The sequence below is a fragment of the Hymenobacter sp. UYAg731 genome (assembly GCF_054061335.1).
On the sequence record NZ_JBSSEC010000004.1, the window covers coordinates 758033 to 771434 of the forward strand.

Annotated in this window: 7 protein-coding genes and 1 pseudogene; 4 read left to right on the top strand and 4 right to left on the bottom strand. The window is 62.4% G+C overall.

Annotated elements, in window-relative coordinates; all coding sequences use genetic code 11:
- From ACVWYF_RS15305 to ACVWYF_RS15320, 4 genes and pseudogenes are all read right to left on the bottom strand, one after another.
- On the bottom strand, nucleotides 1-3660 hold the full coding sequence (locus tag ACVWYF_RS15305; protein ID WP_457069500.1) for a M1 family aminopeptidase: 3660 nt from the start codon (nucleotides 3658-3660) through the stop codon (nucleotides 1-3).
- A 68-nt stretch (nucleotides 3661-3728) separates the two neighbouring features.
- Entirely contained in the window at nucleotides 3729-4631 is a 903-nt protein-coding gene (locus tag ACVWYF_RS15310) for an ABC transporter ATP-binding protein (RefSeq protein WP_457069502.1), read from the bottom strand.
- Nucleotides 4632-4856: 225 nt separating this feature from the next.
- Entirely contained in the window at nucleotides 4857-6392 is a 1536-nt protein-coding gene (locus tag ACVWYF_RS15315) for an outer membrane beta-barrel family protein (protein ID WP_457069711.1), read from the bottom strand.
- 258 nt (nucleotides 6393-6650) lie between these two features.
- Nucleotides 6651-7445 (bottom strand): annotated as a pseudogene (locus tag ACVWYF_RS15320) (carboxypeptidase regulatory-like domain-containing protein); the annotation flags it as partial.
- Between the two features lie 306 nt (nucleotides 7446-7751).
- On the opposite strand from ACVWYF_RS15320, the gene ACVWYF_RS15325 reads away from it, so the two are divergent.
- The 4 genes from ACVWYF_RS15325 to ACVWYF_RS15340 all read left to right on the top strand — a co-directional run bounded on the left by ACVWYF_RS15325 (nucleotide 7752) and on the right by ACVWYF_RS15340 (nucleotide 13380).
- Nucleotides 7752-8549, top strand: coding sequence for a 3'-5' exonuclease (locus tag ACVWYF_RS15325; protein WP_457069504.1), 798 nt, complete (start codon nucleotides 7752-7754; stop codon nucleotides 8547-8549).
- A 40-nt stretch (nucleotides 8550-8589) separates the two neighbouring features.
- The gene (locus ACVWYF_RS15330) at nucleotides 8590-9120 is read left to right on the top strand and encodes a hypothetical protein (protein WP_457069506.1); all 531 of its coding nucleotides are present in this window, start codon (nucleotides 8590-8592) and stop codon (nucleotides 9118-9120) included.
- A 90-nt stretch (nucleotides 9121-9210) separates the two neighbouring features.
- Complete coding sequence (locus tag ACVWYF_RS15335; RefSeq protein ID WP_457069508.1) at nucleotides 9211-10755, top strand: serine hydrolase; 1545 nt, start codon at nucleotides 9211-9213, stop codon at nucleotides 10753-10755.
- 81 nt (nucleotides 10756-10836) lie between these two features.
- Complete coding sequence (locus ACVWYF_RS15340; RefSeq protein ID WP_457069510.1) at nucleotides 10837-13380, top strand: T9SS type A sorting domain-containing protein; 2544 nt, start codon at nucleotides 10837-10839, stop codon at nucleotides 13378-13380.
- Nucleotides 13381-13402 lie beyond the last annotated feature (22 nt).

Sequence of the window (13402 nt, forward strand, 5' to 3'; positions counted from 1 at the left end):
CTACAGGTCTTTGGTATTGTCATCGAGTTGGCGGTCCATTATCAGATGGTAAGGGTCGACGGACACGGAGGCAGGCTTTTTATTTACCACGAAGCGTAGCTGGTTCTCGCCGGTGCGCAGGCGGCGCTTTGTGAGGAGCAGCGGCGGAACCGGCTTTTTATCCTTGCCCATTTCGGGGAAAATGGCCAGCGGTAGGGCATCGCGGGTTTGGTCGGCGGGCTTCTGGGTGCCCAGGCTGTCGGCGTAGAACTTGGCCGATTTTACCGTGAAATCTACCTGATAGCGGCCATCAGGCAGCTTTTTACTGGTGGCGGCCGTCACGCGGTTGTCGTACAAGGTGATGCGTTCGAACTGGTCGGTGAGGTAGGACTGGAGCGAATCGGGGGCGGCGCGGCGCAGGTAGCCGATGAACTCGGTGGAATTGGTGTAGGGCGGCTGCTGGTAGGCCACGGTGGCCACGTACTGCTTCAGGGCGGCATTCAGGGTGGCCTCGCCCAAGTAGTCCTGCAGGCCGTACATCACCACCGAGCCCTTGGCGTAGTGGATGTACTGTTGATTTTCGACCAGCGCCAGCGGCACTTCCTTCTTCTGCTCGAAGGCGCGGCCGGAGAGGTAGCGGTTCATATCGAACTTGAGAAAGCGCTGCATAGTGGCCGGGCCGTTGTGGGCCCGCAGCACCATCAGGGCCGAGTATTCGGCCATGGCTTCGGCCAGGAGCGTGCTGCCCTGCACGTTGCCGCCAATGACCTGGTGCGCCCACCACTGGTGCCCTACTTCGTGGGCCGTCACGTAGTACGGGTAGTTCAGGTCTTCGGGGTCTTTGTCATTCACGTTGGCAATGAAGCCGATAGCCTCGGAGAAGGGCACTGTGTTGGCAAAGCTCTGGGCGAAGGCCTGGTAGCGCGGAAACTCCAGGATGCGCAGCTGGCGGTGCTGGTAGGGCGAGAAATTCTTGGAGCAATACGCCAGCGCATCCCGTGCGCCCTCGGCCATGCGCCGGAGGTTGTACTCGTGGCCCGGCTGGTAGTAGATGGTGATGGGAATGGTGCGGTGCCCGGCCGTGTCAACCCACTGGCTCTTATCCTCTTTATAGCGCGCCGAGAGGAAGGTGTAGAAGTTGAGCATGGGTCGGTCCATCACGTAGGTGAAGTAGCGGCGGCCGTCTTTCACCCACTCTTTTTGCAGGTAGCCGGGGGCAATGGCGGTCTGGTCGGCCTCGGTGCTCACGGTGGTGCGGAAGCGAATCCAGTCGGCGTCCTGGCTGATGTAGGTGTTCTGGCGGGCATTCAGGTCGTTCACGGGGGCCATGCGGGGCTTGGGCTTCAGGCCGTAGTTTTTGCGGTCCTGGTCGCCGGACAGCTCAGCACCCTCGCGGTAGCCCAGGCCGGGCAGGTAGTTGCTACTGATGAAGGTGCCGTTATACACGATGTCGGTATTGGAGCCCGAGCTGGGAAAGCCGCGCTCCTGATACAGAATGTCCATGCCGAGCATGAGCGAGTCGCCGGGGGCCAACGGCTGGGCCAGGCGGTAGAGGCGCACGCCGTAGGTGGTGTCGTTCAGGGCCAGGGTGGCCTGGCCGGGCCGGCCCAGGGTGAGGGAATGCACGCGGGGATTTTGCTCCACCGGGATGCTCACGATGACGGTATCGAGGGCGCGGGCGTGCTTGTTCACCAGCGTGAACTGCCCGCGAAAGCGCACGGCGCGGGTGCTGGGGAAAATTTCCGTGTTCATATCCACGGCCGTGATGCGGGGCTGGGCCACGTCCTTGAGGCGGCGGTATTGCTGCTCGTAGGCAACCTGGCGCTTCTCGCCTTCCTTGGGCGTCAGGTATTTATTCAACACATTGGTGTTGTAGAAGATGTAGCCGCCCGCACCCAGGCTGATGAGCAGGCCCAGGGCCAGGGCGGTGCTGCTGGCGGGGCTCCAGCGGCGGCGGGCTTCGCGCAGGCGGCCGCTGGTGTCAGTGCCGCGCGTCCAGAGCAGGCTGGCCAACAGCACCAGCAACAGCGCCACACCAGCCCACAGCAGCTTGGTCCACCAGAAGGCCGGCAGGAAGTGTCCGTAGCCATTCATATCCGAATACCGTCCTGGGCTGGAGCCGCCGCCATAGTCCAGCAGCCGGTGCCCCAGTCCAATCTGGCTGCGGAACAGATTGGCCACGTAGTACACCACCATCACCGCGAAGCCCACGTACTTGTTGTTGACCACCACCTGCGTTACCATGCTCAGCACGCATAGCAGCAGCAGGAACGGCAGCTCATACAGGAACAAGGCCTGCAGGTACTGACCAATTTCGTAGTGAAAATACCCTTTGAAGGTCTGGATGAGCAGGCCGCACACCATCACCACGGCCAGCAGCACCACCTGCACCAGCCCCAGCGCGGCCAGCTTGCTCAGCAAGGGCACCCAGCTGGGCACGGGCACAGCATCGGTAATCTGGGCCACGCCGGCCTCGCGCTCGCGCCACACCAGCTCGCCGCTGTAGAAAATAATGATGGCCAGAAAGAAGAGGAAAAACGAGCCGGTGATGGCCTGTACTACCTCGTAGGTGACGGGGTAAGTGGACGTATCGAACGTCTTGCCCACCTGCGACGACGTGGCCAGCAGCAGGATAATGCCCGCCCCCGCAATGGCCGCGAAAGCCCGGCTGCGCACAATGCCCCGGAATTCCAGCTTGGTGAGGCTCCACCACTGGCGCAGGCTCATGCCGCCCGAGAATACCTGCGTCACGCGCGGCAGGTGCAGCTCCGCGGGCTGGGCCGCCGGGCCGGTCCCGAGGTCCGTTTCGGCCACTTGCGCGGCGCGGCGGGACTTTTTCTCCGGCTTCTCGGAAGCGAAAGACGAGAATCGAAACCGGGCGTAGCACAGGCCTAGCAGGCCCAGCCCAACGCCCAGCCACACGGCGCGGTTCAGCAGCACGTAGCTGGAAAGGGGCAGCAGCAAGTGGTTTTTCTCGAACGAAGTCCAGTACCGGGTTGTGAATTCAAGGGCGGCAAAACCGTAGGCATCGAGGGCGGCCACGAGGTGCTCATTTTTGAGGTCCTGTAGGTAATTGCTGGCAATGGTGTATAGGACCAGCAGCAGCACCGAGCCGATGTAAACGGTGAGAATGTTGCGCGTGAGCGTGGCCCCGGTGAAGAAAATAGCCCCCGAAAAGAATAGGTTGGGCAGCACCAGCACGAGGTAGGGCCACACGTAGGTCCCGGCCGGGGCCACGGCCAGAAACCGGTCGGCCGCCACCCAGGGCATGATGCCCGCCGCGGCCGCGCCCAGCCCAATGCCGCTGAATACCAGCACCGCAATCAGGTAAGAGCCAAAAAACCGCCCGCCCAAGTAGCCCAATTTGCTGATAGGCGTGGTGTAGAACAGCGCGTGCGTGCGGTACTCAAAATCGCGGTACACGGGGTTGCCCATCAGCGAGGAGGCGATGATGACCCCAAACACGCTAATTACCGCCGTGATGATGTTGAGCGAGAACGGGGCGTTGATTTTCACCGTCTGGCCATCGCCGCCGATGGCCACCTTCACGCCCGTGCCGAAGCCGCCGCCGGCCGCCGTCACCAGCAAAAAGGCCATGGCAAATAGCAGCAGGAAATAAATCCAGGTGGCGGGCCGCCGGAGGCGGTATTTAATTTCAAAGAGAAGTATGGGAAGAAACATGTGGTCAATTAAAAATTATGAATTAAAAATTAAAAATGAGGTGGACGCAAACCGCCCAGATAAGCTCATTAGGCCATGACGGGGCCATTTTTAACCTTTAATTCATAATTTTTAATTTCCGAGAAATACACGTCCTCCAAATCCGGATTCACCGCCTCAAACCCGCTGTCCGGGGCCGCATCGGCCAGGACGTGGACCACGGTTTTGCCCGCGAACAGGCGCGAGCTGATGACCTGCTGGCTGACTTGCAGGGCCGGCAGTTCGGCCTTCTCAATGAGCTTGCGCCAGATGCGGCCCTTCAGGTTGCTCATCACCGAAACCGGGTCGCCGGTGAGCAGCACTTCGCCCTTATTAATGATGGCCATGTGGCGGCACAGGTCGGCTACGTCGCTCACAATGTGGGTACTGAGGATGACCACCAGGTTTTCGCCAATCTCCGAAAGCAAGTTGTGGAAGCGGTTGCGCTCGGCGGGGTCGAGGCCGGCCGTGGGCTCGTCCACGATGATGAGGCGCGGATTGCCGAGCAGGGCCTGGGCAATGCCGAAGCGCTGCTTCATGCCGCCGGAGTAGCCGCCGACGTGCTTTTTGCGCACATCGTAGAGGTTGGTCTGGTGCAGCAGGGCGGCTACCATCTCCTTGCGTTCCCGGCCGTTGGCAATTCCTTTAAGGGTGGCGAAGTGGTCGAGCAGCTCCTCGGCGCTCACGCTGGGGTACACCCCGAACTCCTGCGGCAAATAGCCCAGCACGCGGCGCACGGCCTCTTTATCGCGCAGCACGTCGATGTCATCGAGCATGATGGAGCCGGTGTCGGCATCCTGCAAGGTGGCAATGGTGCGCATCAGGCTGGATTTGCCCGCGCCGTTGGGGCCGAGCAGGCCGAACATCCCGTTGGGAATGTCGAGCGTGACGTTCTTGAGGGCTTGCGTCCCGTTGGGGTACGTTTTGGAAAGATTGGTAATCGTGAGGGCCATACTTTTTTGCAGAAAAGGTAAAATGTGAGCCGGAAGGTACCGTGTGCCAGCGTAATCGCCGCAGGCGGCGTTTCATTACAGTGCGCTGGCTCAAGAGATGCACGGCCCGGCGGTGGGGTTGCCTGGGTGGGGCGGAGTGAGTTGGTTGACAAAAAAAGAACGTCATGCTTCGCTGCGCTCTGCATGACGTTCTGCGTGCCCTAAATGCTCTGAGCGCTTCCCTCTCTACTGCCCGCCCTGCTTGCTGCCGCCGCCGCCCTTCACGTCGTCGTTCGAGACGGACTTGCGCTGCTTGGTTTGCTGGGCCTGGCCGAAACGGTAGTTGAAGCTGAGGCGGAACGAGCGTTGGTAGGCGTAGTTGCGATTGGTTTCGCTGAAGGCGGTGGTTTCGGTGGTGTTGCGGTAGAGCCAGTAGTTGTTGAAGGGCGCGGCGATGTTCAGCACCACGTCGGCTTTGTCCTTCAGGAAGGTCTTTTTGGCCCCCATCTGGTAGTAGAGGTTGGCCGAGCCCTGGCCCTGCAAATCGGGCGAGGGCAGCGAGGCATACAGGTAGCCCTGAATGGTGAAATTTTTCGGCAGCTTGTAGGAAGAGTTCAGGTTGAGGCCGGCCGTGAAGCCGCGCCGCTCGATGCCCAGCGAGGGGCTGCGGCGCACGATGTACTGCACATCTGGCCCGCCGCTGATGTCCCAGCCCTTGGCCGGCTTGGCCGAGCCGTAGAAATTGAGCTGGTAAAACGCGTTGGAGGCCACGTTGGCGTAGGTTTGGCGGGTAACGCCGGCCGCGTCGGGGCCGAGGCGAATCGACTCGATGGCATTGCCGGTGCGGCGCATGGAGGCCGCGATGTTGAGCGTGCCAGCCTTGCCGTTGGTATTGAAGCTCAGCTCGTAGGAATCGGTCAGCTCGGGGCTCAGGGCGGGATTGCCGTACACGAGGTTCTTCGGGTCGGAGCGGTCCACGAAGGGGTTCAGGTAGTCGATGTAGGGCCGGGTGATGCGGCGGCTGTAAGCCGCGCGCACGCTGTTGTTGTCGCTGAAGGCATACTGGGCGTTGCCGTTGGGCAGCAGCGACAAGTAGCTGCGCACGAAGCTGGTGTCGTTGGTACGGAAATCGGCCGACAGAGCCGTGCGCTCCAGGCGGCCGCCCAGGCTCACGCTCAGCTTCTTGCTCAGCTTGTTGGTGTAGGTGGCGTAGCCGGCCTGCACGTTCTGGTTGTAGCTGAAATCGGTGGAGCGGCCCGGCAGACGCACGAAATCATCGGTCTGGCCCCGGGTCAGGCCATCGACATTGGCCACCGAGCCGGTACTGCGCCAGATGGATTTCAGGCCGGTTTCCAGCGTCTGCTTCTCGCCAAAGGGCTGGGTGAGGTCGGTTTGCAGGGTCACTGTCGAGCCCGGGGTGCGGCCCCGGCTGCGCTCGCGGTAGTCGGCGCGGCCCACTTCCAGGTTGGTAGCGGAGTTCAGATATTGGTCGAAATCGTAGTCGAACGTGCCGCCGTTGTTGGCGTACTGGCCCAGCACGCTCCATTCCTTGCGGGGCAGGGCGAAGGTTTTGGTGTAGGTGCCGGTCAGTTCGCCGTTGAGGCCGCTGAACTTGCTGTTGGTGGCGCGGGTGAATAGTTGGTTGTCCTGCGGACGGGTGGGCGACACGAAGTCGTTCAGCATATTATTGTAGTCGTGGCCAGCGTAGCGGTTCACCGAGGCAGCCAGCGACAGGCTCTGCTTGTCAGTCAGGTCGTAGTCGAGGCCCACCGTGCCGAACATCCACTGGCCGGCGTAGTTGCCCACGCCCTGCTGGGTCAGGGTCGAACCATCGGTCTTACCCAGGCGGATGCGTTCCGACCTGTTCGGTCCGTACCAGCCGCCCGTGCCAGCCGAGGACGTGAAGCCCAGCTTCTTGGTTTTGAAGTTGAGCGAGCCGTTCACGCCCGAGTTGCGGCTGCCGCCACTCGCCCCGATGCGGCCGTTTAGGCCCTGTTCCACGCCTTTTTTCAGCACAATGTTGATGATGCCAGCGGTGCCTTCGCCGTCGTACTTGGCCGGGGGCGTGGTGATGATTTCGACCGATTTAATCTGCTCGGCCGGGATGCCTTTCAGGGCTTCGGCCAAGTTGCTGGCCAGCGTGGGCGAGGGCTTGTTGTTCACCAGCACCTTGAAGTTGCTGGAGCCGCGCATTTTCACGTTGCCGTCGCCATCCACGGCCAGCAGGGGGGCTTTGCGCAGCACGTCGGCCGCCGTGCCGCCGGCGTTGGTGGCGTCCTGGTCGGCGTTGTATATCATGCGGTCGGGTCGAATTTCCACCACCGGCTTCGTGCCGATAATTACGGCCTCGGCCAGCGCGGTGCCGGCCACGGGCAGCCGGAACGTGCCCGCATCGGTGGCCCCGGCCGTGATGGTCACGGCCCGCGTCTGGGTGCCGTAGCCCACGTAGCTAATTCGTAGTCGGAACGGGCCGGGCGCGAGCTTGGTCAGTGAGAACTTGCCAGCATCGTCGGCGGCCACGCCGGTGATGGGCTTGTCGTTGGGCGCGGGCGGCAGCAGCACCACGGTGGCGTAGGGTACGGGCTCTTTCTTGAGCGAATCGAGCACGGTGCCGGTGAGGGAGCCGGTACCGATGGTGGCCGCCGGGGCGGCCGGAGCCTGGGCGTGGGCCAGGGGCTGGGCCAAGGCAAAAGCTGCCAGCAGGCCGAGTAAACGGTAGTGATTTTTCATGAAAAGGAAGAAGGAAAGAGGCTCCAATGATGTCGGGCAGGCTGCATTGGTTGCCCGAAAGGCTGAAATAATTTGAAGCTTAACAGAGAGGAAACGCAGACGCATGAGCCAATATTTTGCAGCGGTGAAGGGAATGGCTCAAAGGTCCGGGCCAGCCTCACGTCCGGCGCTCCAGCCCATGATGTGGGCCGTCCCGGATTATGATTTGAGGCGTTGCCGAGGGTGGAAGTGCGATGAATACTACCGCCGGCCGGCCGATTCGTTACAGCGCCCCCGCGTTATTTTTTTTGGCGATGGCCGGGGCCTGCACAGTTACATCTGCTGGTACCAGCAGATGGACAATTTCATTACTCAACTACCGGCCGCCGGTGTATCTTCGGCTTGGCCTATCCGCTTTTGCTTTCTTCCGCCATGCAGCACCTCCACCGCACGCCGCTCGACCAGCTCTTTGTCATCGACATTGAAACCGTGCCCTGCGTGGACTGCCACGACAGCCTCGATGACATGCTGCGCCAGCTCTGGGAACACAAAAGCGAGAGCCTGCGCCGCCAGCAGGGCTACACCGGCCGCCACCAGGCGGCTGAACCCTTCCCCGACCACCTCAGCGCCGCCAGCTTGTTTGAGCAAGCCGGCATTTATGCCGAGTTCGGCAAAGTGGTGTGCGTGTCGGTGGGCTATTTTGTGTTTGATAAGGAAGAAGAGCTATGGCGCTTCCGTGTGAAAAGCTTTGCCGAACACGATGAAAAGCAGCTGCTGCGCGACTTCGCCGGCTTGCTGGCCAACAAGCCCAAGTTCCTGCTCTGCGCCCACAACGGCAAGGAGTTCGACTTCCCCTACCTTGGCCGCCGCCTCCTCGTCAATGGCCTGCCGCTGCCCCCTCAGTTGGACCTGGCCGGCAAAAAACCCTGGGAAATCCTCCACCATGACACCATGGAGCTGTGGAAATTTGGCGACCGCAAGTCTTACACCTCGCTGAACCTGCTGGCTGCGCTGTTCGGCATTCCCACGCCCAAGGACGACATCACTGGGGCCGATGTGGCGCGGGTGTACTGGGAAGACAACGACCTGCCCCGCATTGCCCACTATTGCCAGAAGGACATCATCACCACGGCCCGAATCCTGCAAAAATTCCGGGGCGAAGAGCCCGTGCGCGACGAACATATTGTGTATGCTGACGCAACCCTGACCCCCATGCGGCGGGTCATGTGAGAAGCAACCGGTTTTTATTCCTTCTTTCATCCCCTCACGCATGACCCTTTCCGTATCCTTGCGCCGCCTAACAGCGGTACTGTCTGTCGCTGTGGCGCTACCCGCCTGCCAAGACATCGCCTGCCCCGCCAACATGAGCGCGCCCCCTGTTCTCATGCTGGCTTTCAGCACCGATACAGCAGCAAGCAGTGGCCTCGGCTTTCGCCGGGCCGAGCTGCGTTCGGCCTACCTCGTGCGCTACAGCACGGCTGATTTTCAGCAGCCCTCCGATACACTCCACCAGCTTAGTCCCAAAAAGCCGAACAGCACCACGCCGGTGCTGTCCATTTACTACCCGGCCGGACACCCACCGCAATTCGCTGTGTCCGATTACGTGAGCCTGAATACGTTTGCCCGCAGCTTCCGGCTGGTGGTGCCGGCCGCCAGCCGCACCTACGACATCAGCAACATAGTGCTGAAGCAGGAGCTCGGCGAAACCCGCTGCGCTGGCGAGCGCATCACGCGCCGCGAAGCTACCGTGAACGGCCAGCTCCGCGACGGCCTCAATACGCCGCCGGAACTCACCCGATAATCAGCGCTCTGGGCTTGCTTAGCTTTGAGCCGGCTGCACTACCCTCGGGTAATGCAGCCGGCTTTTTGTTTGACTTTTCCTGAATCCCTGATGCGCTCACACCTTTTTCTGGCGGCCCTGACTGCGGCCGCCACTTTCTCCCCATCGGCCCACGCCCAAACGACCGGCCCCGGCGCGGGCAATGCCTTCGTACGCGACAGCCTGACCAGCTACGTGCAGCGCGGCCTCAAGCTCTGGAACATCCCTGGGCTGGCCGTGGTGGTGGTGAAAGACGGGCAGGTGGTGGTGTCGCAGGGCTTTGGGGTGCGGGCCGTGGGCAAGACCGAGCCGGTGGACGGCAACACGCTCTTCCTCATCGCCTCCAATTCCAAGCTCTTCACCGGCACCGCCATCTCGCAACTGGTGGAGGAGAAAAAGCTGAAGCTGGACGACCCGGTGCGAAAGTACCTGCCCGATTTCCGGCTCTACGACTCCGTCAGCACCCGCCTGGTCACCATCCGCGACGTGCTGGGCCACCACCTGGGCACCAAAACGTTTCAGGGCGACTTCACCTTCTGGAACTCCAACCTGAGCCGGGCCGAAATCCTGCAGAAAGTGCGCTACCTGAAGCCCACCGGCCTGTTTCGACAGCAGTACGGCTACAGCAACTACGGCTTCCTGACGGCCGGCGAAATCATTCCCGTGGCCTCCGGCGGCACCACCTGGCAGGATTTTGTGCAGCAGCGCCTACTAACCCCGCTGGGCATGGCCAATACCTATACCAGCACGGCCAAGGCCGGCCAGCGGGCCAATATCGCGCTGCCCTACACCACGGCTTTCGGTCCGCTCACGCGGGTGCCGTTTGATGAGGTGGACAATTTTGGGCCGGCTGCCAGCCTGGTTTCCAACGTGAATGACCTCAGCCACTGGCTGCGCTTTCAACTCGATAGCGGCCGATACAACGGCCAGCGCATCCTGCCCTGGGCCACGCTGCGCCGCACCCGCGAGGGCAACACGCTGGTGGGCGTGGGCAAGTCGCCCATTTTTCCCAGCCACTTCCGCACCTACGGCCTGGGCGTGTACTCCGCCGACTACAACGCCCGCCAGATATTCTGGCACACCGGCGGGGCCAACGGCTTCGTGACCAACGTGTGCTTCGTGCCCGAAGAAGGCCTGGGCCTCGCCGTGCTCACCAACCAGGACAACCAGAGCTTCTTTGAGGCCCTGCGCTACCAGCTGCTCGACGCCTACCTGGGCGTGCCCTACGTGGACCGGAGCCGCCAGCTCTACGCCTTCGCTAAGGCCGGCAACGCCGAAACCGCCAAGAACGTGGCCGAGCTGGCCGCCCGCGTGGCCAGAAAGAGTAAGCCCGCCCGCAGCCTCAAAGATTACGCCGGCACCTACCAGCACCCCGTCTACGGCACCATCACGGTGGAGCCGAAGGGCCGGCAGCTGCTGGTGCATTTTTCGCACCACCCCGCCCTCACCACCACCCTAGAATATCTGGATGGCGACACGTTCCGCAGCACCTTTTCCAACGCGGCCTACGGGGTTTTCGCGGCCCCCTTCACCGTGGGGAACGGGCAGGTAAAGACGCTGGAAATCCGGGTGAATGACGGGCTGGAGCAGGACCCTTACGTGTTCAGCAAGCAGTAAATCAGCCGTAGTTTTGCCCCAATAATGCCTGTGTCTATTTCCTGCTTTTCTATTTCAATGCGTCTTTTTTACTCCTTTCTCATGGCCGCTGTGCTGGGCTGCGGCAGTTGGTTTTCTGCCGCAGCCCAGCAGCTTGACCCTGGCTTCGCGCCCAGCACACTCACGGCTCCTGGTGGCGGTGTTTTTGCCTCCCTCAAGCAACCCGATGGCAAGGTGCTCATTACCGGCCAGTTTCAGCTGATGAATGGGCAGCCATCGCCCCGGGTGGCCCGCCTCAATGCCGATGGCACCCCCGACCTCACGTTCCGGGCACAGGCCGGTAGTGGCCCCAGTGCCAACATCACCGCGCTGGCGCTCCAGCCCGATGGCAAGATTCTGCTCGGGGGCGAGTACGGCGTGGTGGGCTACAACGGCACGCCCGTGCAGAACATTATCCGCCTCAACGCCGATGGCAGCTTGGACAATTCTTTCAGTTCGGGTGGCACCGGATGGCAGAGCAGCGTCTTCAGCATTGCCGTGCAGCCCGATGGTAAGATTGTGGTAGGCGGCGTTTTGTCTTCCACTTTCAACGGGCAGCCCACCAAAGGCGTGATTCGACTATTGCCCACGGGCCGGCTCGATACGAGCTTCGCCACCGGAGCCGGGTTCACCAACGGGACGGGAGGCTACGGTGAAATCCGGCGGATTATCGTGCAGCCCGACGGCACCATCATGGTGGCCGGCCAGTTCGATGCCGTGGACGGGCAGTCCTGCCCCGGCGTTGCCCGCCTCAGCGCCACCGGCAGCCGCGATGCCTCGTTCAGCTCGCCGCTGGTCAGCTACGCGTTTGTGTTGGATATGGTGCGGCAGCCCGATGGCAAGCTCGTCCTCGGGGGCAACACGGTGACGAGTTCGACCAACGGTTCCAGTCTGGTGGTGCGCCTGCTGCCCACCGGCGCACTGGACCCGGCTTTCACCCGTGTATCAGCCAGCGGGATAGTGCTGGGCCTCGGCCTTCGCGCCGATGGTAGCATCCTGGTTACGGGTAGCATGAGTTCTTTCGGTGGGCTGCCCAACACCGGCCTGCTGCGCCTGAACGCAACCGGGACGGTTGACGCCACTTTCGCGACGGGCAGCCAGGGCAGCTACGGCGCCGTGATGCGCGCGGTAGAGCTGGATAATGGCCAGTACCTCGCGGTTGGCTTTTTTGATAGCTTCGGCGGGCAGCGCAATAGCGGCGTGGCGCGCCTGCTGGCCAATGGCAACGTCGATACCAGCTATAGTATGATGCTGGAAACAGTCGCCGGTGGGCTCGTCACCCCGCAAAGCAACGGGCAGCTCGTGCTGAGCGCCTACAGCCTCACCACCTTCAACGGCCAGGCGGTGAGCACCCAGGGCTACCCGCGCTTCCACCGCATCAATGCCAATGGCAGCTACAACGCGCTGGTGACCCTGCCCGCCCCTACTCAGCGCCCCGGTGGCGGCGACTTTCTTGCCAATTTTTTCCCGCAGGCCGACGGCACCTTTTATGGTGCCTACCAGACCACCGACAGCACCGCTTTGGTGCGCCGTGTGCTGGCCAACGGGACGTTTGATGCCGCGTTTGCCGCGGCCGAGCTCCGCTGGAGCCGTCCATACCCGCCGTGCTGCCTCGGGGCGAACTTTACTGCCTACCCCGGCGGTGGCGTGCTGATAACCAGCTCTTCCACCAAGGTGAACGGCCAACCGATGAAAACCCTGGCTCACCTACTGGCCAACGGCACGCTCGACACGCAATTTGCCCCGCCCACCGCCGCGTGGCAGGTGCTCAGCGTGGGCGTGGGCAATACCGCCGGCTTCCGCTATGCCGTGGCCGTGGCCAACGGCCAGACACTGGTGCTCTGGAATGATGCTACCCGCAGCTACGCGGCCCGCCTCAACCCCGATGGTACCATCGACAATACCTTCTCGATTGGCACGGGCGGCGGCCCTGGCTCGCTGTTCAGCATCGTGGCCCTGGCCAGCGGCAAAATTCTGGTAAATGGCGATTTCACCACCTTCAACGGCCAAGCCGCACCCTACGGCCTGCTGCGCCTGCTGCCCAGTGGCGCGCCCGACCCCAGCTTCACGGCCGCCAGCGCCGCCCACACCCTGACCGAGCAGCCCGATGGCAAGCTGCTCATCATGGCTCCCGGCACCTCTTCGCAAACTGAGCGCCTAGTGCGTCTTACCACCACCGGCAGTCTCGATGCTGGTTTTCAGCCGGTGATAGTGGGTAATGAGTCCTTCTCGCCCGCCGCAGCGGCCGTCTACCTCCAGCCCGGTACCAATGCCATTATACTCGGCGGCGACTTTACCAGCGTAGCGGGGCAGCCGCGCTTCGGACTGGCCCGCCTTGTAAACACGGCCCTGGCCACCCGCGCCGTCACGGCGGTTCCACTGGCCGATGCTTTTCCTAACCCAGCCCACGACCAGCTCAGCCTGCGCCTGCCCGCCCCGCCTACCGGCCCCGTGCTGCTGGCCGACCTACAGGGCCGCACGGTACGCCGCTGGGTACTGGCGCAGGCCAACGGCACCGTCCCGCTGGGCGGCCTAGCTCCCGGCGTGTACTTACTGGGCATCGCCACTGCGGCTGGCCAAAGCTGGCAGCGCATTGCCATCGAATAAGGATTCAGCCCAGACGCAAAAA